Genomic DNA, 25,791 nt, shown 5'->3' with positions numbered 1-25,791 from the left:
GCAACCCTTGGGGCACTCACACCGAGGCGGCCCGCGCGGCAGCGAGCTCGCTACGACGACGCAGGTCCGCGTGCAGCTGGACCTCGCCGGCGTCTTCGCTGTCCAGCAGCCGCTGGGCGTGCTCCGGCGAGAGGCGCGGGAAGCAGTCCGTGATGCGCACGCCGTGCTGCGGGCGGTGCTCCACCTCGATCCGGTCCCCGGCCGCTACGCTGCCCTCGCGCAGCACCCGCAGGTACGCGCCGGGAGCGCCGTGCTCGGTGAACCGCTTGACCCACTGCGGCTCGTCGAGCCAGCGCTGGAACGTCGCGCACGGGATGCGCGGCGCCGTCACCTCAAGCACGGCACCCTCGTCGGCCTCGCCGATCCGCCAGCGTTCGCCGATCAGGGCCCCGGTCACGTCCAAGCCGGTCGTACGCAGGTTCTCGCCGAACAGTCCGGCCGGCACGTCCCGCTCGAGCTGGCCCGCCCACCAGGACGCGTCCTCGCCGGCGTACACGTACACGGCCTGGTCGCGACCGCCATGGTGCTCGAGGTCCAGCTGCTTGTCGCCGTGCAGCCCCAGCTGCAGCACCGGCACCCGCCCCGGGACGGGACGCTTGTCGATCGCCGTCTCACCGACGTCTCCACCCTCGTCGTGATGCACCTCGTGCACGACGCAGACCGCCTCGACCAGAGCCATGGCGCTAGTGGACCACACGCGGCGACCGGCGGCCCAGGCGGACCGCCACCGCACCAGGCTCAGTGCGCGGGCTCGTCGTACAGCGCGTCCAACAGGTCGCCGTAACGCCGCTCGACGACCCGGCGCCTCAGCTTCAACGACGGCGTGAGCTCGCCGGACTCGATGGTCAGGTCGCGCTCGAGGATCTCGAAACGCTTGATCGTCTCCCACCTGCCCAGGCCGTCGTTGAGCTCGTCGAGGCAGCGCTGGACCATCTCGCGGGCCGCCGGCGATGCCACGATCTCCTCGTACGGCGCGCCGGCCATGTCGTGGTGCTGCGCCCAGGTCGCCATCGCGTCGGCGTCCAAGGTGACCAGTGCGGTGATATAGCGACGTCCGTCGCCGTGCACCACGATCTGCGCGGCGTACGGGCAGACCGCCTTGAACCGGCTCTCGATGCCCTGCGGCGCGACGTACTTGCCGCCGGAGGTCTTGATGAGGTCCTTCTTGCGGTCGGTGATCTTCAGGCAGCCGTCCACGAACTCGCCGATGTCACCGGTGTGCAGCCAGCCGTCATCGTCCAGTACCTGACCGCTCTCGTGCTCGAGCCCGTGGTAGCCCGCCATCACGCCGGGGCTGCGCAGCAGAACCTCGCCGTCCTCCTCAAGCCGCACCTCGGTGCCCGGGAACGGTTGGCCCACCGTGCCGAACGCGAAGCCCTCGGGGCGGTTGATGAACGAGGCGGCCGAGCTCTCGGTCAGCCCGTAGCCCTCGAGCACCAGGATGCCGACCGCGTGGAACCACTGGGCGACCTCCTTGCTCAGGGCCGCCGACCCGGCCACGAAGTACCGGATGCGACCGCCGAACCGGGCGGTGATCTTGGACAGCACCAGCCGCTTGGCCAGCGCGTGCTGCACGGCCAGGGAGGTGGACGGTTGCTGGCCGCGCTGGTGCAGCACCGAGACCTGGCGGCCGACGTCGATCGCCCAGGCGGCCAGCCGGGCCCTGGCCGCCCGCTCGGACTCCAGCTGGGTGCGCACCCGGGCGTGCACTTTCTCGTAGATCCGCGGGGCGCCGGCCATGAACGTCGGGCGCACCGTGGCCAGGTTGTCGATCAGCCGGTCCAGGTCACCGCACACCGCGGACGGGAAGCCGACCACCAGCTGGGTGGTCAGCAGGCCCTTGCCGAACACGTGCGACAGCGGCAGCCACAGATACTGCAGGTCCTGCGGGGTGAGCAGGCCGAGCGCGGCGGTGCTGGCGCCCTGGTAGACCCAGGCCGAGTGCAGCAGCCGCACGCCCTTGGGCTGCCCGGTCGTCCCGGACGTGTAGATCAGCGTGGCGAGGTGGTCGCTGCGCACGGTGGCGCACGCCGTCCGGACGACGTCCGGGTCCGCGTCCAGGGAACGGCGGCCACGTTCGCGCAGCGCGTCCAGCGTCATCACGTTGGCGTCACCGGCGTGCTGGGAGTCCGGACCGAGGGCGTCCGGGTCGAGCACCACCAGGGCGCGCAGCTGCGACAGCCCGGCCCAGTGGTCGCGGACCTTGGCCAGCTGGGTCGCGTCCTCGGCGAACACCACCACGGACTCGCTGTCGGCCAGGATGAACCGGACGTCGGCGGGCGTGCTGGAGGGGTAGATCGTCGTGGTCGCACCGCCTGCGCGCATCACCGCGAGGTCGGCCAGCACCCACTCGACCCGGGTCGAGGACGCGATGGCGACCCGCTGCTGGGGCGCCAGCCCGAGCGCGAGCAGCCCTGCGGCGATCTCGTCCACGGCCCCCGCGACGTCTCGCCAGGTCCACGTCGTCCAGGTGCCGTCGTCCGCCTGCGAGCGGAACGCCTCCACGTCCGGGGTGAGCCCGACCCGCCAGCCGAGCAGTGCCCCCAGGGACGCGGGGAGCTGTCGGTGGAGCTCTTCGAAGCGGGCGACCTCCTCCGGACGGGCCACCGGAACCGCTGAGGTGAACAGCTGGTGGGCGGCTGAGGCGTCAGCGGTGGTCACGGTAGGTGTCCTCTCCGGTGGGATGACGGACCGTCACCGATTCCTAGCCGGTCGGGCGTCGGCGGTGACGTCGATCTGCAATGTGACGAAGAGTAAAGGACGGGTCAAGAGCCCAGGCCGGAAACTTGATCGATTGACCGACCTGGCCCAGGACGGCGTCGCGGCCTAGGGTCGAAGTGGACCCAGGGAGCAGACATGCCACGACGCAGCGTGACGAAGGCGAGCCGTTGCTCGATCATCCCGCCGTACCTGCTGGCCCGGCTCGCCGCGGCCGCCGACCCCGCCCGGTCGCAACCAGCCGCCCGGACCCTGGCGCTGGACACGGTGCACCGCACCCGGCGCGAGTCCGGGGGCGTCACCGGCGCCGGACCGGGCGCCGGACCGGCACCGCAGGACCCGGCGCCCGGCGCGGTCCCCTCGGCGCGGCGCACCATCAGCACGGCCCACAACGACACCACGCTGCCCGGCGACGAGGCCCGGGCCGAGGGCGCACCGCCCACCGGGGACCCGGCGACGGACGAGGCGTACGACGGCCTGGGACAGACCTGGTCGCTCTACTACGACGTCTACGGTCGCGACTCGATCGACGGCAAGGGGCTGCCGCTGCTGGGCACGGTGCACTACGGCGATGCCTACGACAACGCCTTCTGGGACGGCGAGCAGATGGTCTTCGGCGACGGGGACGGCGTCACCTTCAACCGGTTCACCATCGCGGTCGACGTGATGGGGCACGAGCTCACCCACGGCGTCACGCAGCTGACCGCCGGCCTGGAGTACCAGGACCAGCCGGGCGCGCTGAACGAGAGCGTGTCCGACGTCTTCGGCTCCCTGGTCAAGCAGCGGGCCCTGGGCCAGGACGCGGCGGGCGCGGACTGGTTGATCGGCGCCGGACTGTTCACGGCGGCCGTGAACGGCGTGGCGCTGCGCTCGATGCGCGCTCCCGGCACCGCGTACGACGACGACGAGCTGGGCAAGGACCCGCAGCCGGCCACCATGGCCGGCTACGTGCACACCAGCAGTGACAACGGCGGCGTGCACATCAACTCCGGCATACCGAACCACGCCTTCTACCTGGCGGCCGTCGCCATCGGCGGCAGCGCGTGGGACGGCGCCGGCCGGATCTGGTACGACACGCTGACCGGCGGCTCGCTCGCCTCGGACGTCGACTTCGCCGGGTTCGCGGCGGCGACGGTGTCCGCGGCCGAGGCCAGGTTCGGCGCTGGCGGAGCTCAGGCGAGCGCGGTCCGGGATGCCTGGCAGCAGGTCGGCGTCGGGTGAGCGACCCGGCCGAGCCCCAGCGGCTGCACCTGGAACGCAGCGGCGGTTTCGCCGGGATGCGGGTGGACCGGCAGATCGACCTCGACGCGCTCGATCCCGCGGACGCCGCAGCCTGGCGCGCGTTGCTCAGCTCGCCGCTGCTGCGCGAGCTCCCGAACGAGCCGGCCCAGCCCGACCGGTTCGTGTACCGGCTGACCCACGAGAGCACCGGTGTCGACGTGGTCGTCGCCGAGCAGCAGCTGCCCGACGACGTCCGCGAGCTGCTGGAACGCACCCTGCGCCGGCCCTAGGACCTCGTCAGGTCCCTGGGGCCAGCGCGGGTGCGTCAGGTGCGGCCCGGGCTCAGCGCACGGACTTGCGTTCGTAGATGTTCATCGACCAGGCGTACCCGCCGACGGTGATCACGACGCACCACCCGAGGGCGAGGACGAGGTTCGACCCCAGCGGGGTGCCGAGCAGCAGCCCGCGGATGGTCTCGACGAACGGCGTGAACGGCTGGTACTCGGCGAACCACTGCAGCCCTGCCGGCATCGAGTCGGTCGGCACGAAACCGCTGCCGAGGAAGGGCAGCAGGAGGAGCAGCATGGGCAGGTTGCTCGCGGTCTCGACCGACTTCGACTGCATCCCCATCGCCACCGCGAGCCAGCTGATGGCGAAGGCGATGAGCACCATGATGGCGATGGCCGCGATCCAGTCGACCGGACCCGCGCTCGGGCGGAACCCGACCAGCAGGCCGACCCCGAGCACCACGGTGACGGCCAGGATCGCCTGGATCGTGTTGCCGAGCACGTGCCCGGCGAGCACTGCCGCCCGCGAGATCGCCATCGTGCGGAACCGGGCAGTGATGCCCTCGGTCATGTCCATCGCGACGGTCGTCGCGATACCACCTGCTGTGCCCGCGATCGTCATCGCCAGGATTCCCGGCATGACATAGGCGACGTAGGCCGCCCGTCCGCCGGAAGGGTCCACGCCGGGCAGACCGGCCCCGAGCGTGCCGCCGAAGACGTACACGAACAGCAGCAGGAACACCACCGGTGCTCCGATCACGAACACCGTCAGGCCCGGGTAGCGCACGATGTGCAGCAGGTTGCGACGCAGCATGGTGACCGCGTCGGCGACGACGTGCGAGGACCGGCTGGTGCTCGGGGCGCTCTGGCGACTGGTGGTGATGGTGGTCATGACTCGGTTCCCTTCGATTCGGCCCGGCCGGTGAGCGCGAAGAACACGTCATCGAGGTTCGGGGTGTGGATGCTGAGGTCGGCGACCTCGAGACGAGCCGCATCAAGGCGGTCCAGCACGGTGCGGAGCACGGCGACGCCGCCGTCGCTGGGCACGGTCAGCGCGAGCCCGGCGTCGTCGCGGGCGGACTCCTCGAGCAGGCGTGCGGCGGCGTCGAACGCCACGGCATCGGCGAACCGGAGCCGGATCTGCCCACCGGGCACCAGGCGCTTGAGCTCCTCCGGCGTGCCCTCGGCGACCACGCGGCCGTCGTCGAGCACGGCGACCCGGTCGGCGAGCTCGTCCGCCTCGTCCAGGTACTGCGTGGTGAGCAGGACGGTCGTGCCGTCCGCGACGAGGCCGCGCACGATGTCCCACATGGTGTGGCGGCTGCGCGGGTCCAGCCCGGTCGTGGGCTCGTCCAGGAAGATCACGCTCGGCGTCGCGACGAGGGTCATCGCGAGGTCGAGGCGCCGGCGCATCCCACCCGAGTAGGTGGCGAGCGGCTTGCGCGCGGCGTCCACGAGGTCGAACTGCTCGAGCAGCTCGGCCACCCGGGTCTGCGAGCGTTTGGCACCGAGGTGGCGCAGCCGGGCCATCAGCAGGAGGTTCTCCTCGCCGGTGAGCAGGCCGTCGACCGCGGAGAACTGGCCGGTCAGGCCGATCACCGCCCGCACCCCGTCCGGATCGCGAACGGTGTCGGAGCCGTTCACCAGGGCCGTGCCGGCGTCGGGCCGCACGAGCGTGCTCAGGATGTGCACGGTCGTCGTCTTGCCGGCGCCGTTCGGGCCGAGCAGCGCGGTGACGGTGCCGGGGCGCACGCTGAGGTCGACGTCGTCCAGCACGAGCTTGTCGCCGTAGGACTTGCGGAGCCCACGGACCTCGATCGCTGTGGTGGTCATCGCTGTCGTTCCTTTCTGTCGGAAGGCCGGGTCTTAGCCGGCGCGCTGGATGGTGATGTCGCCGAACTGGGTTCGCGCCCGTACTGCGACCGTCTGCTCGTAGGCTTCGGGTGCGCGGTCGCCGTCGAGCTCGTTGCGCACGTGCCCGTCCTTGGACGACAGGTCGAGCCAGGCGGGGACGCCGGGTCGCACGCCGACGGTGACCTGGCCGAAGCCGCTCTCGACCTGGATCGAACCGCTCGAGACCTCGGGCAGCCGGATGCTGCCGTAGGCCGTCTTCGCGGTGACGGAGGCGAGCGCTCTGCCGATCTCGAGATCGCCGTAGGAGAGCTTCGCGTCGAGCTCGCCGCCGGACTCATCGACCAGGATGCTGCCGTGCGACGCCTTGAGGATCGCGTCGCCGGTGACCGTGCCGACCCGGATCTGGCCGTGATTGGCGGTGATCTCGATGCCGCCCTCGGCGGTACCGACGGTGGCGGTGCCGTGCGACGCGCGCAGCCAGAGATCGCCCGTGCGGTCGAGATCCACGGACCCCATCGAGCTCTTGACGCGGGTGGCGCCAAGGTTGCCGACGGTGCGCACGCCGCCGACCGCGACCTCTGCGGTGAACCGCGACCCCGCAGGCAGCTCGACCTTCACGTCGATCGACTCGCTCGGGCCGCGCCAGCTGAAGCGCGGCCGCGGGCCGGTGATGGTGACCCGCTGGCCGTCGAAGTCGACCTTGGTCTCCTGCGCACCTCGGCGGTCGGCGGCCTTCGACGGGTTGGTGGCGGAGACGGTCACGACCGTGTCCGTGCGGTCTCCGGCGAAGACCTCGATGGCGCCGACCTGAAGGTTGATGGCGAGGTCGACGGGCGTAGGGGTGTTGTAGGTGGGCATGCTGACGCCTCCCTTTGTCTGGGCGTGTTCGTCCGAGCCCGCGGGTTCGCGTGGCTGGTGGTTGAGCAGGGGGTGGGCGCTTAGCGCGCCCAGCCCGCGAAGTTGTCGCCGGTGCGCATGCTGCGTTGCGCGGAGCGTCGTTGCTTGGGCTGGAGTGCGTCCGCAACCGCGCGGACCAGCCAGGTGTTGACCGACAGGCCGTCAGCCGCAGCCGCCTCGTCCACCCGGGCCTTGAGCGCGTCCGGCAGGCGAAGCGTCGTGCGCGAGGTGCTGACGTCGTCGAGGTCGACGGCGCCGCCAGGATGCTCGTCGGCGTCGGGCTCGGGGTTCGGCTGGGTGACGACGAACTCGACCTCGCGGCCGCGCAGCCGCAGGTCGACCGAGCCGGGGGCGAGGTCGCTGGTGATCTCGCCGAGAGCGGCCGACAGCGCGTCCAGGAGCACGAGCCGCGTCGCTGCATCCAGCCCGGCGGCCAGCCGCTCCGCCACGACCCGGGTTTCTTCGGTGCCGTTCTCCGCGGCATCCACCAGCTGGCGCTGCAGGTCACTGACGTACTGTCCGAGTTCCATGCCACTACGATGACACCACGGTGGTGTCATGTCAAGGGCTCATGGTGTCATTCTGCGCCATTGTGGTGTCGCGGGACGCCGGGAGGTCTGTCGGCTAGGACGGGGGCAGCGTCTGGACCGCAGCGCGCAGGCTCGGCAGCATCGCTGGATCGCGGACCAGGTCGTGCTCCGCGGCGAGGATCGCGGACAGCGCCGGGCGAAGCCGCGGCCCGGCCAGCCGCGCGGCGTCCGCGGAGTCCCGGGGGGTCGGCGGGGACTGACCGGGTGTGCTCGAGCGCAGCGTGCGCAGCAGCAGCTCCGCGGCGTCCAGGCGCCCCCAGAGGTAGTCGTTCTCCCGCCAGGCGGCGTCCGCGAACCCGCCGAAGTGGTGCAGCGACACGCCCTTCAGCTTGCCGCCCTCGGGTGTGGGCAGCGCCATGGCCGCCAGCGGGCTGAACTGGCTCACGGTGATGGGGCTGAACTGCGGCAGCTGCGCCAGGGCCACGGTCGGGAAGATCAGCGCGTCCCACAGCGGGAAGCCGAGGTAGCGGGAGAGCAGCCCCTGCCGGTCCTGCTGGGACCACTCGGCGGTGTGCTGCACGAACCCTTGCCAGATGGGCACCGTGCTGTCCTTCAGCTGCTCCTCGAGGCTGGCCCGGTACGTCGAGAACAGCGTGGTGAACTCTGCGTCGTGATCGGCGGCGAAGAGCTCCGGGTTGCTGAACACGTGCTCGTCGGTGAGGTCGGCGCCGAGGAAGGTCACGGCAGAGTCCGGCACCGCGTCGACCGCCTGCCGCGGTGCGGCGCGCAGCTGCTCCAGCAGCTGCCAGGCCCGCGTCTTCAGGGCGTCCAGCTGGGCTCGCGGCGGACCGGTCGGGGTGTCGGTCGTCGCGTACAGCGCGTTGATGCCGGACAGGATGAACATCAGCCGACGCTCGCGGTACGGGACGTCGACCGGCCCGAGCAGCTCGAGCAGCCGGCTCTGGTCGACCTCGCGCCACTCCACGTGGCCGCGGGCCCAGGCCGAGATGGCCGCTCGGACGAAGCTGGCCCGGCTCGAGCCCGGTGGGTAGACGAACCGCAGCACGACCTCGTCGGCCAGCCGTGCGCCCGCGACCTCGACCTTGAGGCGGCAGTACGTGGCGAAGCCGGCACCGACGAACGTCCGCGCCTCGTCGTACAGGCTGGCGGCGAGCGCCTGGACGTCCTGCTGGTCGTTGATGTCCCACGGCTGGCCGGCCTGCCCGGCGTGCCCGGCCTGTCCTGCCTGGCCGGCCTGGCGAGGGGCGGCCTTCACCCAGGCCGCCTCGAGCGCGGTGTCCACCTGCGTGCCCTGCTGCTCGGCGATCGCCGAGAGCTCGGCGATACGGCCGTTCAGGTCGCGAAGGTTCTCCAGCTCGCGCAGGATCGAGTGGCTGCCGCGGACGGATCCGACGCTCTTCAGCAGCCCGGACAGGTACCCGGGCGCGGGTTCGGACGCCAACGGGCCGGGCACCGAGGTGTCGATCGCCCGGCCGGGGTCGGGCTGGATGTAGACCAGCCGGCGGACCACCTCGGTCTCGGCCCGCTTCTGGCTGATCGCCTCGACGACCAGGTCGAACGGGGCGTTGTCCAGCACTCCCCCGTCGACGAACCAGGCGTCCAGCGACTGGGCCGGGTCTGCATAGCGCCGGCGGAACCGCAGCGCCACCTGCTCGCCGTCCAGCGGTCGCCCGTCCAGCTCGGCCTTGAAGCTGTTCAGGCTCACCGGCGGGAAGGCGCCCGGGAAGGACGACGTGGCCCGGGCCGCGAAGGCGAGGGTGCCGACGCTATCCGCGCCGAACGTGTCGTCCTGACCATCGGTGCGCAGCTGGACGACCTGGGAGTGGTCGGTCTCGCGCTGGCTCGCACCACCGGCACCGGTAGGCACCAGCGTGCGGAAGCCGGCGAGGTCGGTGGTCGTGACGAACAGGTCCAACGGTGTCGTCGGCTGCAGCAGCGTGCGCCGGTCGGCGTCCACCGGGTCCTCCATGGCCGCGATCGCGTCATACAGCAGCCTCGACATCCGGTCTCCGCGCAACGGAGACACCGGCTTGCGCAACCGCGGCAACAGGCCGCCGACAGCGAGCGCCGCGCGGGTCCGCCAGCCCAGCACCGGCGGTGCCTTGAGCAGCTTCTTCAGGTCGCCCTCGTCGATCCAGAGCCGCTTCAGCGCGTCCTGGGACCCGTTGCGCGCCAACACCTTCGCCAGGCAGACGCCGTTGATCCCGCCAGCCGACGTCCCGGCGATGATGTCGACGTTGACCGACATCACGCGGCCGTCGCCGGACAGGTCGCGCAGCGCCTCGAAGTACGCGTGCTCGGAGTCGACGCGCTCGTCGAACGGGTTCACGCCCTCGGCGCCGAGCTCGTCGAAGCGGCGCGAGGCCACGACGAGCTTGTGCAGCTCCTTGGCCACGCCGTGCATGTAGATGGCCAGCGAGACACCGCCGTAGCAGACCAGGGCCAGGCGCAGCTCGGTGACGGTTCTGGAGGTGGCGGCGGTGTCGGACTCGGCCACGGTTGCTCCCTGAGACGGGCGGCCGGCCCGGACGTCCGGCGTGACCCGAGCGTGATCGTGCGGTCGTCCCGTGTCAACGGCCGGACGTCGACGCGGCACCGACGCGGCACCGACGCGGCACCGAGGCGGCACCGAGGCGGGCGAGCCCGCCGTCCGGCTACTTCTTGACCTTGTCCGGCAGTGCCTCGTTGGACAGGGCGGCGATGAAGGCCTCCTGCGGGACCTCGACCCGGCCGACCATCTTCATCCGCTTCTTGCCTTCCTTCTGCTTCTCCAGCAGCTTGCGCTTGCGGGTGATGTCACCGCCGTAGCACTTGGCGAGCACGTCCTTGCGGATGGCGCTGATCGTCTCGCGGGCGATCACCCGGGTGCCGATCGCGGCCTGGATCGGCACCTCGAACTGCTGGCGCGGGATGAGCTTGCGCAGCTTGCCGGCCATCATCACGCCGTAGGCGTAGGCCTTGTCCTTGTGCACGATGGTGCTGAACGCGTCGACGCCCTCGCCCTGCAGCAGGATGTCGACCTTGACCAGGTCGGCCACCTGGTCGCCGTCCGGCTCGTAGTCCAGCGAGGCGTACCCGCGCGTCTTGGACTTCAGGATGTCGAAGAAGTCGAACACGATCTCGGCCAGCGGCAACGTGTACCGCATCTCGACGCGGTCCTCGGACAGGTAGTCCATCCCGCGCAGGGCGCCGCGGCGCTGCTGGCAGAGCTCCATGATCGCGCCGACGTAGTCGCTCGGCGCGAGGATCGTGGCGCGCACCACCGGCTCGCGAACCTCGGCGATCTTGCCCACCGGGTACTCGGACGGGTTGGTGACCGTGACGTGCTTCCCGTCCTCGAGGGTGACCTCGTAGACCGCACTGGGCAGGGTGGCGATCAGGTCGAGGTCGAACTCGCGCTCGAGTCGCTCGCGGATGATCTCCAGGTGCAGCAGGCCGAGGAAGCCGACCCGGAAGCCGAAGCCGAGCGCCGCCGAGGTCTCGGGCTCGTAGACCAGGGCCGCGTCGTTGAGCTTCAGCCTGTCGAGCGCGTCGCGCAGGATCGGGTAGTCGGAGCCGTCGATCGGGTACAGGCCGCTGAAGACCATCGGCTTGGGATCGCTGTAACCGGCCAGCGCATTCTTGGCCGGCTTGCCGGCGTTGGTCACGGTGTCGCCGACCTTGGACTGGCGCACGTCCTTGACGCCGGTGATCAGGTAGCCGACCTCACCGACGCCGAGCCCCTTGGTCGGCTCGGGCTCCGGCGAGCTGACCCCGATCTCGAGCAGCTCGTGGTGCGCCCTGGTCGACATCATCACGATGCGCTCGCGCGGGCTGAGGTGGCCGTCGATCACCCGCACGTAGGTGACGACACCGCGGTAGGTGTCGTAGACCGAGTCGAAGATCATCGCGCGGGCTGGGGCGTCGGCGTCGCCGGTCGGCGCGGGTAGCCGTCGGACGATGATGTCCAGCAACGGCTCCACGCCCACGCCGGTCTTGCCGGACACCAGCAGGACGTCCTCCGGCTCGCCACCGACCAGGTGGGCCAGCTCGGCGGCGTACTTCTCCGGCTGGGCGGCAGGAAGGTCGATCTTGTTCAGCACCGGGATGATGGTGAGGTCGTTCTCCATCGCCAGGTACAGGTTGGCCAGGGTCTGCGCCTCGATGCCCTGCGCGGCGTCAACCAGCAGCACGGCCCCCTCACAGGCGGCCAGCGACCGGGACACCTCGTAGGTGAAGTCGACGTGCCCGGGGGTGTCGATCATGTTCAGCGCGTACGTCGTGCCGTCCAGCTCCCACGGCATCCGCACGGCCTGGCTCTTGATGGTGATGCCGCGCTCACGCTCGATGTCCATCCGGTCCAGGTACTGCGCGCGCATCGCCCGCGGGTCGACCACACCGGTGATCTGCAGCATCCGGTCGGCCAGGGTCGACTTGCCGTGGTCGATGTGGGCAATGATGCAGAAGTTCCGGATCAGGTCCGGCGGCGTCGCGGCGGGCGGCAGCGCGGTACGGGCCATGGGGGACACGAGCGGCGGACCTCATCTGATCGTGGAAGCGGACGGTGTCGCGGGCGACGCCACAGTCTCCCACGCGCACGCCCCGCGTCGGCTCAGCCGGTGCGTCGCAGGGTTGCCAGGACGACCTCGCGCACCTGGTCGTGGGTGACGCCGAGGTCGGCGAACACCTCGGCCAGGCCCCCGGAGGCGCCGCGCAGCAGCCCCAGCAGCAGGTGCTCGGTGCCGATGTACTTGTGCTTGAGCGCGACGGCCTCGCGCAGGGACAGCTCCAGAGTCTTCTTGGCCTCCGCCGTCATCCGCAGCCGCCACTTGGTGGGGGCACCGGCGCTCGGCAGCACACCGAGCTCGGCCTCGGCGCGACGCAGCACCTCGGCGGCGTCGATGCCGATGGCGCGCAGTGCCTCGACGTCCCCGTCGTCCAGCAGGCCCGCGCCGGAGGCGCAGTGCCGCTCAACCGCCTCCCGGACCTGGGCGGGGCCAACGCCGAGCTCGGTCAGCGTCCGCATGGCCAGGCTCTGGTCGTCCGGCAGCAGCCCGAGCAGCAGGTGCTCGGCGCCGATCGCGGGTGCGAGCTGCTCGCGCGCCTCCTGCTGGGCCTGGACGACGACCGCGCGGGCCCGGTTGGTGAAACGCTCGAACATCTAGTCCTCCCGACCGCGGCCGGCGAGCAGGCCTCGCCGTGCCGAGTGCTTCTTGTGCACTGCTTGGCGACTGACGCCGAGCACGTCGGCGACGTCCTGCCAGGACCACCCCTGGGCCCTGGCGCTGGCGACCTGCGCCGCCTCGAGCTGTTCGAGCAGCTTTCGCAGGGCGGCCACGGCGCGTAGCCCGGTCCGGGGGTCCGGAGCGGCGGCCGCGGTGGCGAGCTTGGTGGCGTCCGACATGGTTGTCAACGTACGTTGACATCACGACCTTGTCAACTCAGGTTGACAGCGCTCGGGAAACCTCGGTGCGCCACCGCATCGGCGACGACCAGAATGGAACGCATGGACGACGCGCGGCCCACGGTGGACTACACGGCAAGCGTCGTGCGCCCGGACTGGACCGAGCTCCCGGAGCAGGTGCGGCAGGCGGTCGGTCGCGCCGCCGGATCGCCGGTGACCCGCGCCGAGCCGTCGGCCACCAGCGGCTTCAGCGGTGGGTTCGCGGCCGTGGTCCACCTCGCCGACGGTCGGCGCGTGTTCGCCAAGGCCGGTTCCTCGACCAACCCGCACCTGTGCACCGCGTACGCCCAGGAGGCGCTGGTGCTGCAGGGGCTGCCGCCCGGCGTCCCCTCCCCCGCCTTCGTCGGTGCCGGACGGCTCGACCCGGGCGAGGCCGACGAGCACGAGTGGCGCATCGTGATCGCCGAGGTCGCGCAGGGACGGCTCCCCCAGCCGTGGACCGAGAGGGATCTCGAGGCGGCCCACGACGCCTGCCTGGCCAGCGCGCAGGCCCTCACCCCTGCGCCGTCCTGGCTGGACCTGCCCCGCCTGGTGGACAAGGTCGGCCTGCTCCCGGACGTGCAGACCTGCTTCCCGAGGCTGCTCAGCGGCGACCTGGTGCTGACCACCGGCCAGCCGGGCTGGCTGCCCGGCCGGTTCACCGAGCTGGCCGACCTCGTGGCTGGCTGCCCGCCGCACCTGGACGGCGACACCGCCTGCCACACGGACCTGCGCGCCGACAACATGCTGGTCGGCCCGGCCGGTGCGGTCTTCGTGGACTGGAACTGGCTGATGCGCGGCGCCGCCTGGACCGACTTCGTGGGCTTGCTGCCGCTGGCCCGGCTGGACGGGGTGGACGTCGACGTCTGGCTGCGGCGCAGCCCGCTGACCCGGGACGTCGCCGCCGAGTCCGTCGACGCCTGGCTGGCCGCACTCGTGGCCTTCATGCTGCCGAGGGCCGACGAGCCGGTGTGGCCCGGCGGCCCGCAGGCGGTGCGCGACCACCAGCGCCTGTATGCGCACGCGTTCGCGCAGTGGCTCGGTGTGCGGCGGGGCTGGGTCGACGGGTGAGCGGGTTCACCAGGCGGCGCCGTTCGGCTGCCGGGCTCCGTCAGCCGGCCACACCCAGGGTGTAGCGCACCTGCTGCCCGAGATGGATGGCGCCGTCATCGCCGCGGGCACCCTCCAGCACCCGGTAGGCCTTGCGGCGCACGGCTTCCCGCTCGACCTCGGGGACGCACTCCCAGAGTGCGCGCTGGCCGTGCGACCAGCTGAACTCGTACCAGTGGTCGAGGTCGCGCAGGACGGCGTCCACGCCCGCGGTCACGGTCCGCACAGCGGTCAAACCAGCCGACAGGAACAGGGACTCCACCCCCTCGTCACTGCCGAACGGGCCGCGGCGCCCCGACGTACGCGCGTCCAGCAGCTGCTGCGGCAGGTACGGCTGGAACACGTCATCGACCTGCTCCCAGATCGGCGCCGCCGGGCCGAACGTCGAGATGCCCAGCCGCCCACCAGGGCGGAGCAGCCGCGACCAGCCGGCCAGGGCGGCCGCCGGGTCGGGCAGGAAGAACAGCACCAGCGACGCCGCGACGACGTCGAAGCCGCCCTCGTCCAACCCGGGTGCGCCGGCATCGGCCACCTGGACGTCGACGTTGCGCAGAGCCGCGGCCCGTGCCGCCGTCGTGGCCGCCGCCACCATCCGTGGCGACAGGTCGATCCCCGTGGCGTGCCCTGTTTCGCCCACCGCCTGCGCGAGAGGCAGCAGCGCTGCACCCTTGCCACATCCGATGTCGAGCACCCGTTCGCCCGGGTGCGGGTCGAGCGCCCGAACCAGCCCCAGCGCGATCGGCCCGAACCATGGCACGCCGACCGAGTCGTAGGTGTCGGCGACCCGGTCGAAAACGCCGGCGACGCCGGCAGGTCGCTGGCTGGAGGAGTCCTGCGCCGCTGCCTGCGTCATGTCGACGACCTTGTCACCTCAGCCCGGCTCGCGGTAGCCGGTCGGTCACCCGGTGTCGGCGGCGCCCGTCGCCTTGGCGTTCAGGTAGCGCTGCTCCGGGATGCTGGTCGCCAGCCGAGCCGCCTGCGCGTAACCCGCCCGCGCCTGCGCCACCTGGCCGTCCATCTCGAGCAGGTGGGCGCGCACGGCGTGCAGTCGGTGGCCGCGGCGCAGCTGGGCGTCCTGGAGCAAGGGGTCGAGCATGGCGAGGCCGGCGCTCGGGCCGTCCACCATCGCGACGGCGACCGCGTGGTTCAGCGTGACCACCGGACTCGGGGCGAGCTCGTGCAGCATCCGGTACAAGACCTCGATCTGCGGCCAGTCGGTGTCCTGGGCGCTGGCCGCCTCGGCGTGCACTGCCGCGATGGCCGCCTGAAGCTGGAAGGGACCGACCGGGCCGGTCGGTAGCGCGGCCTCGATGAGCTCGGTGCCCTGCTGGATGCGAGTCCGGTCCCACAGCGTGCGGTCCTGCTCCGCGAGCGGTGCCAGCGATCCGTCGGGGCGGGTACGGGCGGCTCTGCGCGAGTCGGTGAGCAGCATCAGCGCGAACAGTCCGGCCACCTCCCCGTCGGCCGGCAGCCGCTGGTGCAGCTGACGGGTCAGCCGGATCGCCTCGTCGGCCAGCGACCCGTCGTACAGCCCGGCTCCGATGGTGCTGGTGTGCCCCTCGGTGAACACCAGGTACAGCACCTGTGCCGCGGCGGCCACCCGCTCCGGCAGCTCCTCGGCCGCCGGCACGGTGAACCTCGCGCCGAGCTGGCGCAGCCGGCTCTTGGCCCGGCTGATCCGTTGAGCCATGGTGCTCTCCGGCACCAGGAACGCACGCGCGATCTGCGCGGTGCTCAACCCGGCCACCGCCCGCAACGTCAGCGCGACCTGCGACGGCCGGGAGAGGGCCGGGTGGCAGCAGAGCAGCAAGAGGATCAGCGAGTCGTCGTGGTCGCCCGGCAGGGCCGAGTCGGCGGCCGGTGCCAGCAGCGCCGGCTCCGGGATCGCCCTGGCCACCAGCAGCTCGCGGCCGGCCCGAGCGTGCTCGCTGCGCCACGCATCGACCAGCCGCCGCGAGCCGACCCTGATCAGCCAGCCCTTGGGGTTGTCCGGCACGCCCTCGACCGGCCACTGCCGTGCGGCGGCCACCATCGCCTCCTGGGCGGCGTCCTCGGCGGCGTCGAAGTCGCCACCCGAGCGCACCAGGGCGGCGAGCACGTCTGGCGCGAACTGCCGCCAGACGTGCTCGAGGCCGGTCCGCTCAGCGGTCATCGCCGCCCGGCCACATGGCCGGCCGGAGCTCGACCACCCCACCGGGCTGGGCGAACCTCGCGGCGATCTGCTCGGCCCGCTCGCGGGTCTCGCAGTCGATCATGAAGAAGCCGGCCAGGTGCTCCTTCGCCTCGGCATATGGACCCTCGGTGGCCAGGTATCCCTGCGGGCTCCAGCCGTAGAGGGTGGCTGACGACGGGTCGGCCAGCGCTTCGGCGACCACGAACTCGCCGGACTCGGAGATCTCGGTCAGCAGCGCGTCGAAGTCCCGCGCCATCTCGTCGTGCTGCTCCTGCGGAATCGCCTTGGCCTCCGCGCTGTAGATGGACGTCGGGTGGCCCCAGGGCTCGGGGTTTGCGTGGATCAAGATCACGTACTTCATGACACCAGTCTCCTGCTGCTCAGGCCGGCACGCTGCTCGCGCCGCTCACAGTGAGACGTCGGAGCCGAGCCGACGTTCTCGACACGACCTGCGACGTCAGCTGCCGGGCTGCGGCGGCCGCTTCGCCTTCGGCAGCCGGGCGACGACGTCCGCGTAGGAGGTGTCGACGGCCTCCAGGACCTCGTCGTCGGTGATCGCGCCACCCAGCTTCAGCGTGTTCCAGCCGTAGCGACCGATGTAGGCCATCACGCTCGCGTCGTCGGGGTAGCGCCGCAACCACTCGTCGGCCTCGTCGCGGCTCCGTCCGCATTTGAGGCCGACGGACGTCTCGCCGATGAAGGCGAAGATCTTGTCGCCCACCTTGGCGACGTGGTCGCCCTCCCACGGTTGGTCCGACCACGCTCCCGGCAGGGACAGGCAGTGGTCCATCAGCTGCTTGGCGTTGAGCACCCGCCCAGCCTGACCGGCTGCGGCTTGCACCGTCAACGGTCGCTGCAACGATTGCGCGCCCGCCGGATGCAACCCCACGGCACCTGGGTTACGAAGGGCCCTGACGAGAGGCGGGAGGCCGCGATGGCGGTGACGGACCACACCCTGCAGGTCGGGGACGACGTACGGCTCATCGCCGGAGCGCATCGCGGACACCTGGCGCAGTTGGTGCAGCTCGGCGGCGACACCAGCAGCCGGCACACCGTCCGGTGCGAGGACGGGCAGACCGTGAGAGTGAGCAAGGCGCACGTCCAGCGGACCGACCGGGCCAGCTGACCGGGGTCGGGCTGTATCGCAGGAGCGCCGGGAGCGCTCTGTTACCTGTAGCGGTTCGGTGGACTGGCGTCGTCGACGCCGACGGGCCGCGCAGGAGGGGTCGATCCGATGTCCGGACGAGACGAGACCACGCTGGAGCTCACCCAGTGCCCGGAGTGCGACGCGCTGGCCGAGGTCGTGGCGCGGTTCACGCTCGGCAGCACGGATGGCCCCATCGAGCACGCACGCGTGACCTGCATCCTCAAGCACGGGTTCGTGATGCCGGCCGAACGGCTGGTGCCCGAACACCTGGCCAAGGAGCCTTCCAGTCGCCCGCAGATACGGGTCCGGCGCAGGCGCGAGTGACCGCCCGGGTACCGTCGCCCGAGTGACCTGGAGGGGACTGCGCAGCTGGTTCGGCAACCTGTTCGGCGGACGCCGGCAGCCGCGCTACCCGGGGGACTTCACCGGCACCTCGCGGGCGGTCTACGCGCCGCGCCGGGACGATCGGGCCGACCCGGGAGAGGTGGTCTGGGCCTGGGTGCCGTTCGAGGAGGACCACTCGCGGGGCAAGGACCGTCCGGTGCTGGTGGTCGGCCGGGACGACGCGTGGCTGCTCGCCCTGATGCTCACCTCGCACGACCGCACGCGCGCGCCCGCCGCGGCTCGCCGCACCACCTGGGTCGGGATCGGCAGCGGCGAGTGGGACCCACAGCGCCGGCCGAGCTTCGTCCGGGCCGATCGGGTGCTGCGGATCGCGCCGTCGCAGGTGCGCCGGACCGGCGCGCAGCTGGACCGCGCGCGGTTCGACCAGGTCGCGCGGGCGCTGCGCGAGTGCCGGGGCTGGCACTGAGCGCTTTTGGCCGGGCGGCCGTGCGCTGGTAACCTTGACCCTTGCGTGCACGCCCAGGTCGTGCGTGCTCGGAGCGGCTCCGCCACAGGTGATCCCCATCACCTCGGTCCCGGAGCGGCTCGACGCCCTCAACCGACCTATTTGACGAGCGAACCGAGAGAGTTCATCCGTGGCGAACATCAAGTCCCAGATCAAGCGCAACCTGACCAACCTCAAGCGCACCGAGCGCAACAAGGCGGTCAAGAGCGAGCTGCGCACCCACATCCGCAACGCGCGCACCGCCATCGAGTCCGGCGACGCCGCCCAGGCCCAGCAGGCCGTGGCCGTGGCGTCCCGCAAGCTCGACAAGGCCGTGAGCAAGGGCGTCATCCACAAGAACCAGGCAGCGAACCGCAAGTCTGCCCTGGCGTCCAAGGCCGCCGCGCTCTGAGCTAGCAGCACCAGCGCCTCGAAGGCGCCGGACCCCCTCGGGGCCGGCGCCTTCGGCGTTCCCGGTGTCTGCTGAGGGTCAGGGCCGGTCGCGCTGGGCGCGCCCGATCTCCAGCACGGCCTTCTCGACCGCGTAGACCGGGTCACCAGCTCGACGTCCCTTGCTCGGCAGCCCGCCCTTGACCGCGAGGTCGGCCGCCGCGACCGCCTCGATGGCCGCGGCGAGCCCTCGCGGCGACCAGGCGCGCAGCTGGCGACGAGCCTTGTCGACCTGCCACGGGGCCATGCCCAGATCCCGCGCGGCGTCCGCCGAGCGCATGGACCCGACGGTGGACACCTTGGCCAGCGAGCGCAGCCCCATCGCCAGCACCGCGACGATCGGCACCGGGTCGACCCCGGAGCCCAGCGCGTGCCGAAGCAGGCCAAGGGCCTGATCGGTCTGCCCGGCGATGGCTGCGTCGGCCACCTTGAACCCGGTCGCCTCGATCCGCCCGCCGTAGTACCGCTCCACGACATCGACCTCCACGGTCTCGGCGTCGCGTGGGTCACCGTCGGCCGGCAGCGTGTCAGCCATCAGCTGAGCGCAAGCGGCGGCGAGCTCGCGCACGTCCTGACCGACCGCCTCGACTACCGCGACTACGGCCTCGGGCGCGATCCGCCGCCCGGCTCGACGGAACTCGTGCTGCACGAAGCTGGTCTTCTCGGCGTCCGAGGTGAGTTTGGGGCAGTCGTGCACGGCCGCGCCGGCCTTCTTCGCCGCGTCCAGCAGTCCTTTGCCGCGCTGGCCGCTGCGGTGGCGCAGGACGAGGACGACGTCCGGGTCGGGCGCGAGCACCAGCGCCTTCGCGTCCTCCAGCAGCTCGTCGGGTGCTTCCTCCAGCCCGTGCAGCACGAGCACCGTGCCCTCACCGAACAAGGAAGGGGCCGCATGCGCCGCAAGGTCACCGCTCGCATAGCCGACCGGCTCGACCTGGACCACCGAGACCCCCGGCTCACGGGCGCGGGCGGCGCCAACCACCCGTTCGACGGCGCGGTCGGCGAGCAGCTCCTCCGGCCCGCTGACCAGGTGCAGCGGACCTGCGGGGTCGCCGTCCCCCGACCCGGCTGAGGGGGGTGCGGCGCGGCTGGCTGGCGGGGTCATGACGGCGACGGTATCGCCGGGCTCCCACATCCTGGGACGGCGGCCCGGACCCTTGCCCGAACGCACCGTTGGGCGAAGGCTGGGGCGCGGGTGGGGCGCGTCCGTCCAGACCGACCTTTGGGAGTTTTCATGTCCGTCACCGACGAGTACCTGGAGAACAACGCGGCGTACGCCACGGGCTTCAGCGGCCCGCTGCCACTGCCGCCCTCGAAGCAGATCGCCGTCCTGGCCTGCATGGACGCCCGCCTGGACGTGGCGCGGGTGCTGGGGATCGCGGAGGGCGAGGCGCACGTCATCCGCAATGCGGGCGGGGTCGCGTCGGACGACGCGATCCGCTCTCTGGCGATCAGCCAGCGGCTGCTGGGCACCCGCGAGATCCTGCTCGTGCACCACACCGACTGCGGGATGCTCACCTTCACCGACGAGCAGTTCAGCGGAATCCTGCGCGAGGACACCGGCGCCGAGCCGACGTGGACGGCGCACGCGTTCGACGACCTGGACGCCGACGTCCGGAAGTCGATCGAGGTCATCCGGTCCAGCCCGTTCGTGCCGCACACGGACCAGGTCCGCGGTTTCGTGTTCGACGTCGGCGACGGCACCCTGCGCGAGGTCACCGGCTGACCGGCGTGCACCGGGCAGGGGCAGCGCCGACTAACCTGCCGCTGTGGCCCTGGACGTCGTCCCGGTGACGGAGCAGACCGCGGCATTGTGGCGAGAGATCCACAACCGCGTGATCGCGCCCAGCCCGCTGTCGCTGGACGACGTGCGCGAACGGCTGACCCGCAACCGCCTCACGCTGGGCTACGTCGACGGGGTCGTCGTCGGTAACGCTACGCTTCGCCCGCCGACCAGCGGTCAGCGCAAGGTGACCGTCATCGTGCGGGTGTTGCCGGAGCACCGGGGGCGCGGCTACGGCACCGAGTACGCAGCCTGGATCCTGTCCGAGGCCGCCGCGCTGGGCGTCGATCGGGTTGAGACGGTGGTCCTGGCCGCCAATGACGCCGGCTTGCGGTTCGCCCTCAGGCACGGGTTCGTCGAGCACGACCGCTACACCGTCACGGAGGGCGGCGCCGAGTACGTCGACCTCTCGTTGAGCCGCTCGGGTGGTCACACCCTCTAACCTGGTCATCGGCTGACCTGGCCGTGCGGCTCGTGCCGGTGCGGACCGGAGGTCGCCAGGGCGAGCCGGCCGTGCTGGGACACGACAGCCAGGTCACCCCGCTCGTCGGTCCGGGCCACGGTGGCGCCCTGGCCGGCCAGCGTGCGCAGCAGCGAGGCTGCCGGGTGACCGTAGTCGTTGCCCTCCCCCACGCTGATCAGCGCCAGCCGTGGCCGCGCCGCCGCGAGCAGGTCGCGGTCCTGCAGGCCCGAGCCGTGGTGGGCGACCTTCAGGACGTCGACCTGCGGCCCTTCGGGCAGGGCGGCGGACCGGGCCGCGACCGCGCGAGCAGCCGCCGGTTCGACGTCGCCGAGCAGCAGCAGGCGCAGACCCGCCGACCGCACCCGCAGCACGATGCTTGCGTTGTTCGGCACGGACCCGTCGTGCACCACCCGCTGCGGCCAGAGCACCTGCCAGCTCACCGGCCCGTCAGTGACCTGCTCCCCGTCCACCACGGTGCGCACCGGCACGGCGAGCCGAGCTGCCAGCTCCCGGACCCGACGGGCCTGCTCGGCCGGGTCGTCGATGATGGTGACGACGAGGCCGCCGACCCGGCGCCCGCGCAGCGCGCCGGCCAGGCCGCCCACGTGATCGGCGTGGAAGTGCGTCAGCACCACTGTGTCCAACTGCCGTACCCCCAGCCGGGTCAGGCAGTCGTCAACCGCCTCTGGTGCAGGCCCGGCGTCCACCAGGACGGCACGGTGCGGACCGGTGGCCAGCACCAGCGCGTCGCCCTGTCCCACGTCGCAGGCCACCAGTACCCAGCCCGCCGGGGGCCACGCGGCCGCACCCGGCGCGGGCAGCGGCAGTCCGGCCGCTGCCGCCACCAGCCCGCCGACGGACAGTGCACCGACCGCCCAGCCCAGCCGGGACGCGGCGCGAGCCGGCACGCCCCCGCGCCCGGGCCGCCGCCAGCGGGCCAGCAGCGTCGGCCCGACGAGCAGCGACAGCAGGGTGAGCGCGGTCAGGGTCAGCACGCCGCGGGCGTCCGACGGCCAGGCGAGCTGCCCGCCGGGCAACTGGGCCAGGGCACGAGCGACGGCGGCGATCACCCGGCAGGACAGGCCGGCGAGTTGCGCCAGCAGCTGCGCAGCCGGCGCCGACGCCTGCGAGGCCAGCGCCGCGGCGAGCCCGATCACGGTGGCCGGTGCCACGCACGGCTCGGCGAGCACGTTTGCGGGCAGCGCCACCAGGCTGATCTGGCCGGACAGCAGCACGATCACCGGGGTGCAGGTGATCTGGGCGGCCAGCGGCACGGCCAGGGCGAGCGCGAGCGGCCCCGGCAGACGACGAGACCACGCGCGCGTCCAGCGGGCCGCGAATAGCAGCAGGCCGAGGGTGGCGAGAACCGACAACGCGAAACCGTAGGACCGGGACAGCCACGGGTCGACCACGAGCAGACCGACCACTGCGGCGGCCAGCGCCGGTACTGCCGCGCGGCGGCGCGCCGACCCGATGGCGAGCAGACCGATGGCACCCATCACCGCAGCCCGCAGAACCGAGGGCTCGGGCCGAGCCAGAGCGACGAAACCCGCCAGCAGGGCACCCGCGGCGACCAGTCGAGACCGCCGGCCCAGCCCCAGCCCACGGGCAAGCGCGAGTGCCATCGAGCAGATGATGGTGACGTTCGTGCCGTCAACCGCTTGTCTCTAAGATGACTCCATGCGTGCTGGAATCTTCGCCCGAGTCAGCCTCGACCCCGACGGCCAGAGCAGGTCCGTCGACGAGCAGATCCTCGAGTCCAAGGCCTGGGCGACCCGAGAAGGCTGGACGGTCACGCACGTTATCGACGAGAAGGGGTCCGCGTCACGCTTCGCCCGCGGCACCCGCGAACGCTGGCCCGAAGTCGTCGACCTCATCGAGACCGGCGCCTTCGACATCCTGATCACCTGGGAAAGCTCGCGCGCCACCCGCGACCTGGCCGTCTACGCCATGCTCCGCGACCTCTGCGCCCGCCGCGGCGTCCTGTGGGCGTACTCCGGCACGGTGTACGACCTGGCCAAGCGTGAGGACCGGTTCCGCACCGGACTGGACGCCCTGCTGTCCGAGGACGAGTCCGCGCGGATCTCCGAACGCGTCCAACGCTCCACCCGAGCCAGAGCCCGCGACGGCGCACCCCACGGGAAAATCCCCTACGGCTACCGCCGCGAGTACGACGAACACCGCCGCCCCACCCAGCTCGTCGACGAGCCCACCGCCCAGGTCGTGCGGCGCATCCACGCCGACGTCATCGCCGGCAAGCCGCTCTACGCCATCGCCCAGGCCCTGGACGCCGAGGGCGTCGCCAAGCCGCGGCCCGGCAAGTACGGGTGGCAGACCACCACCGTCCGCCGCATCGTCACCTCCCCCACCTACCTCGGCAAGCGCGTCCACCGCGGCGAGGTCGTCGGCGACGCCGCCTGGCCCGCCATCGTCGACCAGGCCACCTTCGACGCCGCCAACGCCGCCCTCCGCTCCCCCGACCGGCCCCGCCGCCCCGACACCTCCGTCCACCACCTGCTGTCCGGGATCGCCACCTGCGGGGTCTGCGGCTCCCCCATGTACGTCCTCAAGCCCCGCGGCTACCTGTCCTACGCCTGCGGCACCGGCCACCACGTCGCCCGCTCCAAGGAGCTCCTCGAACCCTTCGTCGTCGACCGGCTGCTCTGGCTGCTCGAGCAGCGCGCCGACGTCACCGCGCCCCTGGACGATGACGCCGGCGACAGCGAGGCGGTCGCCGAGCTCGAGCAGCTGCGCATCCGGCTGGCCACGTTCCAGGACGCTGCGGCCGCCGGCGAGCTGACCGCCGGGTCGCTGGTACGCGTGGAGGGCCGGCTACTCCCGGCGATCGCCGCGGCCGAGCGGAAGATCCGCGCGGTGCGGGCGCCGTCGGTGCTGGCCGGCATCGACATGAGCACGCCCACGGCGTCGTGGCCGGACTGGCCGCTGGAGACCCAGCGGACCGTGCTGCGCGAGAGCGTCGACGTCGTCGTCAACCGGGTCGCGGTCCGCGGCCGCCGCGGCGCCATCGACCCGGACGCAGTGACCATCACGCCCAGGTGGTGACCAGCCTTGGTGAAGCCCTGGCAGGGCGGGCCGCCGGCCAGTAGGTCAGGCCGCGCCTTTGCAGGTGGCGATCGCGTACTCCCCGGTGGCAGTGTTCTCCGAGATGACCTGGCCGTCCGCGGTGATCCGGCAGGTGATGTCGCCGGTGTCGCCGCCATTCTGCGCCGACAGGTAGACGAACGCGCCGATCTGGAACGTGAACTGCAGGCCGTGCGGGCCGGCCTGGCTCACCAGCGGGACGGCCAGTCCGCTGCCCTGGGAAGTTCCGGTGGGCGTCTGGAAGGTGATGTCTGTGCTCGTCGCGGTGCCCTCGACCTCATACAGCACAGGCACCGTCGTGCCCGCCCCGGGCCCGGGGCCGCCGCTCGACCCCGACTTGTCGCCGATGAAGTTCGCGACGAGCGCAGCCGCCGCCACGAGGGCGACCATGCCGGCGACCTTCAACCAATGCCGTAGCTCGTCTGGCTTCTTGGCCGGCCCAGGCTCGGTGCCGGCAGGCGCTTCGATCTCAGCCATATCGCTGCCCCTCCCCATTCCCCCACCCATAGCATCCTCCGCGCGATCCCACCCCCGCCGGAGAATCAATCGAACAGAGCCAGATCTTTCCATCGAGCCGTCCAGCTAGGACGCGCGGCGGACCACTCGGGCCTGGGTCGGGAACCATGACCAGTCCGTCGTGCCGGCCGCGGTCCGGCGCAGCCCGCCCAGGGAGCAGACGTCGAAGTGCTCCGGGGACAGCCTGGCGGTCGCCTTGCCGACCCTGCAGTCGACACGGGCCGCGACGTCCTGGTCGAGGCCCGTGTCGTGCACGAAGGTCACTCGCAACGGCCGGCCGCCGGGCTCGTCGAAACGCCAGATCCGACGTTGCACGAACCAGTCCAGGCAGACCTGCAGGCACTGCGCGCCATCCTCGCTGACCCCCCAGCTGGAGACCACCACGAGCAGCTCGTCGGGCATCCAGACTCCATGCTCACCGCCTGGCAGGACCCCATCGTCCCTAACGAGCAACACGCGCATGCAGCCCACCTCCCCAACTCCTCTAACGACTGGGCGAGGCGGAGGCTATGGACACCCTCAGACAATTCTCAGGTCGGCGCCGGCCGGCTGCCCCGCTTGGCGGGAGATCGCACAGGTTTGGCCTGGACCGACTGGGTGACGCTGTCGTCCTGGAGGACCTCGGCCTCTATGGGGGCTGTGTCGCCACTGGTACCACCGCCTTCGTGTCGGGCTTTCACGGCTGCCCTGACGACGCCGGCGATGGCGGCCTGGAGGCCTTCATCGATATCCCGGGTCCCGACCGGTAGGAGCACCTCGAGCAGCGATGAACGCTCGCTGACGTCCAGGTCGAACGAGCGGGCGAAGGCGAGCACGATGGCGCGCTCGCTGACGTCCAACGCCGCCGCGTAGGCGCGGATCCGCTGGGCCGACTTCGGCCACTGGTCCGGCGGGACGTTCTCCAGCTCGTTGATCTGCTGATGCGTCAGCTGGTATCCAGCTGCCTTGGCTCGATCCGCCATCTGCCGGTACGTGATGCCGGCAGCGTGTTGGCGGGCGATGAGCTCCGAGATCGTGGGCACAGCATCACGGTGGCTGCTGCTGCCAGCGCGATCAACCACGACCAACCCCTACCCGTCTACCAGTGTGCGACGCGCTCACCGTAGCGAATCGTCTACCACACACCGGCACCGGCGAACCGGTTTGCCGTGCTGCCTGCGGAACTACCGCCGTGCAAGTCCTTGACAGGCGGCTAGCAGTAGCCTGATAGTTGGCGCACACTACTTGACAGATAGCCGTCTACCGGGGAGAGTTCATGAGGACACGGAAGC

The 25,791-nt window shown here is 71.7% G+C and carries 29 protein-coding genes; 10 read left to right on the top strand and 19 right to left on the bottom strand.

Annotated elements, in window-relative coordinates; translation table 11 throughout:
- Positions 1-16 precede the first annotated feature (16 nt).
- Positions 17-679 carry an MOSC domain-containing protein gene (locus tag ACPPVT_RS07845; RefSeq protein WP_426566448.1) on the bottom strand — a complete coding sequence of 221 codons (663 nt, stop codon included), beginning with the start codon at positions 677-679 and terminating at the stop codon, positions 17-19.
- Positions 680-738: 59 nt separating this feature from the next.
- Positions 739-2,607 (bottom strand): AMP-dependent synthetase/ligase, encoded by a 1,869-nt coding sequence (locus ACPPVT_RS07840; protein WP_426567087.1) that lies wholly within the window; start codon positions 2,605-2,607, stop codon positions 739-741.
- A 249-nt stretch (positions 2,608-2,856) separates the two neighbouring features.
- Between ACPPVT_RS07840 and ACPPVT_RS07835 the strand changes: the two genes are divergently transcribed.
- Both ACPPVT_RS07835 and ACPPVT_RS07830 read left to right on the top strand, forming a co-directional pair.
- Complete coding sequence (locus ACPPVT_RS07835) at positions 2,857-3,939, top strand: M4 family metallopeptidase (RefSeq protein WP_426566447.1); 1,083 nt, start codon at positions 2,857-2,859, stop codon at positions 3,937-3,939.
- On the top strand, positions 3,936-4,229 hold the full coding sequence (locus ACPPVT_RS07830) for a protealysin inhibitor emfourin (protein WP_426566446.1): 294 nt from the start codon (positions 3,936-3,938) through the stop codon (positions 4,227-4,229). Before ACPPVT_RS07835 ends, ACPPVT_RS07830 begins: the two co-directional genes overlap by 4 nt.
- A 52-nt stretch (positions 4,230-4,281) precedes the next feature.
- Here ACPPVT_RS07830 and ACPPVT_RS07825 read toward each other — a convergent pair whose 3' ends face one another.
- From ACPPVT_RS07825 to ACPPVT_RS07790, 8 genes are all read right to left on the bottom strand, one after another.
- Positions 4,282-5,118, bottom strand: a complete 837-nt coding sequence (locus tag ACPPVT_RS07825) for an ABC transporter permease (RefSeq protein ID WP_426566445.1) — start codon at positions 5,116-5,118, stop codon at positions 4,282-4,284.
- Positions 5,115-6,059: an ATP-binding cassette domain-containing protein gene (locus ACPPVT_RS07820; protein ID WP_426566444.1), complete on the bottom strand. Its 945-nt coding sequence runs from the start codon at positions 6,057-6,059 to the stop codon at positions 5,115-5,117. The genes ACPPVT_RS07825 and ACPPVT_RS07820 overlap by 4 nt, the downstream gene beginning before the upstream one ends.
- A gap of 33 nt (positions 6,060-6,092) precedes the next feature.
- Positions 6,093-6,938 carry a DUF4097 family beta strand repeat-containing protein gene (locus ACPPVT_RS07815; protein WP_426566443.1) on the bottom strand — a complete coding sequence of 282 codons (846 nt, stop codon included), beginning with the start codon at positions 6,936-6,938 and terminating at the stop codon, positions 6,093-6,095.
- Positions 6,939-7,018: 80 nt separating this feature from the next.
- Positions 7,019-7,507, bottom strand: coding sequence for a histidine kinase (locus tag ACPPVT_RS07810; RefSeq protein ID WP_426566442.1), 489 nt, complete (start codon positions 7,505-7,507; stop codon positions 7,019-7,021).
- Between the two features lie 94 nt (positions 7,508-7,601).
- Entirely contained in the window at positions 7,602-10,025 is a 2,424-nt protein-coding gene (locus ACPPVT_RS07805; RefSeq protein ID WP_426566441.1) for a patatin-like protein, read from the bottom strand.
- Positions 10,026-10,182: 157 nt separating this feature from the next.
- On the bottom strand, positions 10,183-12,027 hold the full coding sequence (gene lepA / locus ACPPVT_RS07800) for a translation elongation factor 4 (protein ID WP_426567086.1): 1,845 nt from the start codon (positions 12,025-12,027) through the stop codon (positions 10,183-10,185).
- A 92-nt stretch (positions 12,028-12,119) separates the two neighbouring features.
- Positions 12,120-12,668, bottom strand: a complete 549-nt coding sequence (locus tag ACPPVT_RS07795) for a Clp protease N-terminal domain-containing protein (RefSeq protein ID WP_426566440.1) — start codon at positions 12,666-12,668, stop codon at positions 12,120-12,122.
- Positions 12,669-12,911, bottom strand: coding sequence for a helix-turn-helix domain-containing protein (locus ACPPVT_RS07790; protein WP_426566439.1), 243 nt, complete (start codon positions 12,909-12,911; stop codon positions 12,669-12,671).
- A gap of 102 nt (positions 12,912-13,013) precedes the next feature.
- On the opposite strand from ACPPVT_RS07790, the gene ACPPVT_RS07785 reads away from it, so the two are divergent.
- A complete protein-coding gene (locus ACPPVT_RS07785; RefSeq protein ID WP_426566438.1) occupies positions 13,014-14,021 on the top strand; it encodes an aminoglycoside phosphotransferase in 1,008 nt (335 codons plus the stop codon).
- Positions 14,022-14,061: 40 nt separating this feature from the next.
- Here ACPPVT_RS07785 and ACPPVT_RS07780 read toward each other — a convergent pair whose 3' ends face one another.
- The 4 genes from ACPPVT_RS07780 to ACPPVT_RS07765 all read right to left on the bottom strand — a co-directional run bounded on the left by ACPPVT_RS07780 (position 14,062) and on the right by ACPPVT_RS07765 (position 17,023).
- Entirely contained in the window at positions 14,062-14,913 is an 852-nt protein-coding gene (locus ACPPVT_RS07780; RefSeq protein WP_426566437.1) for a class I SAM-dependent methyltransferase, read from the bottom strand.
- Positions 14,914-14,958: 45 nt separating this feature from the next.
- Entirely contained in the window at positions 14,959-16,212 is a 1,254-nt protein-coding gene (locus tag ACPPVT_RS07775; protein ID WP_426566436.1) for an RNA polymerase sigma factor, read from the bottom strand.
- On the bottom strand, positions 16,202-16,594 hold the full coding sequence (locus ACPPVT_RS07770; RefSeq protein WP_426566435.1) for a YciI family protein: 393 nt from the start codon (positions 16,592-16,594) through the stop codon (positions 16,202-16,204). The genes ACPPVT_RS07775 and ACPPVT_RS07770 overlap by 11 nt, the downstream gene beginning before the upstream one ends.
- A gap of 96 nt (positions 16,595-16,690) precedes the next feature.
- A complete protein-coding gene (locus ACPPVT_RS07765) occupies positions 16,691-17,023 on the bottom strand; it encodes an MmcQ/YjbR family DNA-binding protein (RefSeq protein ID WP_426567085.1) in 333 nt (110 codons plus the stop codon).
- 144 nt (positions 17,024-17,167) lie between these two features.
- Between ACPPVT_RS07765 and ACPPVT_RS07760 the strand changes: the two genes are divergently transcribed.
- The 4 genes from ACPPVT_RS07760 to rpsT all read left to right on the top strand — a co-directional run bounded on the left by ACPPVT_RS07760 (position 17,168) and on the right by rpsT (position 18,621).
- A complete protein-coding gene (locus ACPPVT_RS07760; protein WP_426566434.1) occupies positions 17,168-17,359 on the top strand; it encodes a hypothetical protein in 192 nt (63 codons plus the stop codon).
- 108 nt (positions 17,360-17,467) lie between these two features.
- A complete protein-coding gene (locus tag ACPPVT_RS07755) occupies positions 17,468-17,704 on the top strand; it encodes a hypothetical protein (protein ID WP_426566433.1) in 237 nt (78 codons plus the stop codon).
- 22 nt (positions 17,705-17,726) lie between these two features.
- Positions 17,727-18,191, top strand: coding sequence for a type II toxin-antitoxin system PemK/MazF family toxin (locus ACPPVT_RS07750; RefSeq protein ID WP_426566432.1), 465 nt, complete (start codon positions 17,727-17,729; stop codon positions 18,189-18,191).
- A 169-nt stretch (positions 18,192-18,360) separates the two neighbouring features.
- Complete coding sequence (gene rpsT / locus ACPPVT_RS07745) at positions 18,361-18,621, top strand: 30S ribosomal protein S20 (RefSeq protein WP_426566431.1); 261 nt, start codon at positions 18,361-18,363, stop codon at positions 18,619-18,621.
- A 78-nt stretch (positions 18,622-18,699) separates the two neighbouring features.
- Here the strand turns inward: rpsT and holA are convergent, their stop codons facing one another.
- Positions 18,700-19,761 carry a DNA polymerase III subunit delta gene (gene holA / locus ACPPVT_RS07740; RefSeq protein ID WP_426566430.1) on the bottom strand — a complete coding sequence of 354 codons (1,062 nt, stop codon included), beginning with the start codon at positions 19,759-19,761 and terminating at the stop codon, positions 18,700-18,702.
- A gap of 129 nt (positions 19,762-19,890) precedes the next feature.
- Between holA and ACPPVT_RS07735 the strand changes: the two genes are divergently transcribed.
- Both ACPPVT_RS07735 and ACPPVT_RS07730 read left to right on the top strand, forming a co-directional pair.
- Entirely contained in the window at positions 19,891-20,382 is a 492-nt protein-coding gene (locus ACPPVT_RS07735; RefSeq protein ID WP_426566429.1) for a beta-class carbonic anhydrase, read from the top strand.
- A gap of 43 nt (positions 20,383-20,425) precedes the next feature.
- A complete protein-coding gene (locus ACPPVT_RS07730; RefSeq protein ID WP_426566428.1) occupies positions 20,426-20,881 on the top strand; it encodes an N-acetyltransferase family protein in 456 nt (151 codons plus the stop codon).
- Between the two features lie 5 nt (positions 20,882-20,886).
- Here ACPPVT_RS07730 and ACPPVT_RS07725 read toward each other — a convergent pair whose 3' ends face one another.
- A complete protein-coding gene (locus ACPPVT_RS07725) occupies positions 20,887-22,527 on the bottom strand; it encodes a ComEC/Rec2 family competence protein (RefSeq protein WP_426566427.1) in 1,641 nt (546 codons plus the stop codon).
- A gap of 55 nt (positions 22,528-22,582) precedes the next feature.
- Between ACPPVT_RS07725 and ACPPVT_RS07720 the strand changes: the two genes are divergently transcribed.
- Positions 22,583-23,965 (top strand): recombinase family protein, encoded by a 1,383-nt coding sequence (locus ACPPVT_RS07720; protein ID WP_426566426.1) that lies wholly within the window; start codon positions 22,583-22,585, stop codon positions 23,963-23,965.
- A gap of 45 nt (positions 23,966-24,010) precedes the next feature.
- Here the strand turns inward: ACPPVT_RS07720 and ACPPVT_RS07715 are convergent, their stop codons facing one another.
- The 3 genes from ACPPVT_RS07715 to ACPPVT_RS07705 all read right to left on the bottom strand — a co-directional run bounded on the left by ACPPVT_RS07715 (position 24,011) and on the right by ACPPVT_RS07705 (position 25,542).
- Entirely contained in the window at positions 24,011-24,481 is a 471-nt protein-coding gene (locus ACPPVT_RS07715; RefSeq protein WP_426566425.1) for a hypothetical protein, read from the bottom strand.
- A 105-nt stretch (positions 24,482-24,586) separates the two neighbouring features.
- Positions 24,587-24,922, bottom strand: a complete 336-nt coding sequence (locus ACPPVT_RS07710) for a hypothetical protein (protein ID WP_426566424.1) — start codon at positions 24,920-24,922, stop codon at positions 24,587-24,589.
- A 128-nt stretch (positions 24,923-25,050) separates the two neighbouring features.
- Positions 25,051-25,542, bottom strand: coding sequence for a hypothetical protein (locus ACPPVT_RS07705; protein WP_426566423.1), 492 nt, complete (start codon positions 25,540-25,542; stop codon positions 25,051-25,053).
- Positions 25,543-25,791 lie beyond the last annotated feature (249 nt).

The organism is Angustibacter sp. McL0619 (assembly GCF_049994355.1).
Classification (GTDB): domain Bacteria; phylum Actinomycetota; class Actinomycetes; order Actinomycetales; family Angustibacteraceae; genus Angustibacter.
Note: the sequence above shows the minus strand (reverse complement) of the source record. Positions and strands in the feature narration are given on the sequence as shown.

Excerpts from the sequence above, each read along its gene's own strand:
- ACPPVT_RS07785 (WP_426566438.1), top strand. The coding sequence starts at position 13,014 with ATGGACGACGCGCGGCCCACGGTGGACTACACGGCAAGCGTCGTGCGC.
- ACPPVT_RS07710 (WP_426566424.1), bottom strand. The coding sequence starts at position 24,922 with ATGCCCGACGAGCTGCTCGTGGTGGTCTCCAGCTGGGGGGTCAGCGAG.
- ACPPVT_RS07790 (WP_426566439.1), bottom strand. The coding sequence starts at position 12,911 with ATGTCGGACGCCACCAAGCTCGCCACCGCGGCCGCCGCTCCGGACCCC.
- ACPPVT_RS07845 (WP_426566448.1), bottom strand. The coding sequence starts at position 679 with ATGGCTCTGGTCGAGGCGGTCTGCGTCGTGCACGAGGTGCATCACGAC.
- ACPPVT_RS07815 (WP_426566443.1), bottom strand. The coding sequence starts at position 6,938 with ATGCCCACCTACAACACCCCTACGCCCGTCGACCTCGCCATCAACCTT.
- ACPPVT_RS07810 (WP_426566442.1), bottom strand. The coding sequence starts at position 7,507 with ATGGAACTCGGACAGTACGTCAGTGACCTGCAGCGCCAGCTGGTGGAT.
- ACPPVT_RS07795 (WP_426566440.1), bottom strand. The coding sequence starts at position 12,668 with ATGTTCGAGCGTTTCACCAACCGGGCCCGCGCGGTCGTCGTCCAGGCC.
- ACPPVT_RS07780 (WP_426566437.1), bottom strand. The coding sequence starts at position 14,913 with ATGACGCAGGCAGCGGCGCAGGACTCCTCCAGCCAGCGACCTGCCGGC.
- ACPPVT_RS07770 (WP_426566435.1), bottom strand. The coding sequence starts at position 16,594 with ATGAAGTACGTGATCTTGATCCACGCAAACCCCGAGCCCTGGGGCCAC.
- lepA (WP_426567086.1), bottom strand. The coding sequence starts at position 12,027 with ATGGCCCGTACCGCGCTGCCGCCCGCCGCGACGCCGCCGGACCTGATC.
- ACPPVT_RS07725 (WP_426566427.1), bottom strand. The coding sequence starts at position 22,527 with ATGGCACTCGCGCTTGCCCGTGGGCTGGGGCTGGGCCGGCGGTCTCGA.
- ACPPVT_RS07775 (WP_426566436.1), bottom strand. The coding sequence starts at position 16,212 with ATGACCGCTGAGCGGACCGGCCTCGAGCACGTCTGGCGGCAGTTCGCG.
- ACPPVT_RS07825 (WP_426566445.1), bottom strand. The coding sequence starts at position 5,118 with ATGACCACCATCACCACCAGTCGCCAGAGCGCCCCGAGCACCAGCCGG.
- ACPPVT_RS07820 (WP_426566444.1), bottom strand. The coding sequence starts at position 6,059 with ATGACCACCACAGCGATCGAGGTCCGTGGGCTCCGCAAGTCCTACGGC.
- ACPPVT_RS07735 (WP_426566429.1), top strand. The coding sequence starts at position 19,891 with ATGTCCGTCACCGACGAGTACCTGGAGAACAACGCGGCGTACGCCACG.
- ACPPVT_RS07720 (WP_426566426.1), top strand. The coding sequence starts at position 22,583 with ATGCGTGCTGGAATCTTCGCCCGAGTCAGCCTCGACCCCGACGGCCAG.
- holA (WP_426566430.1), bottom strand. The coding sequence starts at position 19,761 with ATGACCCCGCCAGCCAGCCGCGCCGCACCCCCCTCAGCCGGGTCGGGG.
- ACPPVT_RS07715 (WP_426566425.1), bottom strand. The coding sequence starts at position 24,481 with ATGGCTGAGATCGAAGCGCCTGCCGGCACCGAGCCTGGGCCGGCCAAG.
- ACPPVT_RS07835 (WP_426566447.1), top strand. The coding sequence starts at position 2,857 with ATGCCACGACGCAGCGTGACGAAGGCGAGCCGTTGCTCGATCATCCCG.
- ACPPVT_RS07755 (WP_426566433.1), top strand. The coding sequence starts at position 17,468 with ATGTCCGGACGAGACGAGACCACGCTGGAGCTCACCCAGTGCCCGGAG.
- ACPPVT_RS07765 (WP_426567085.1), bottom strand. The coding sequence starts at position 17,023 with ATGGACCACTGCCTGTCCCTGCCGGGAGCGTGGTCGGACCAACCGTGG.
- ACPPVT_RS07760 (WP_426566434.1), top strand. The coding sequence starts at position 17,168 with ATGGCGGTGACGGACCACACCCTGCAGGTCGGGGACGACGTACGGCTC.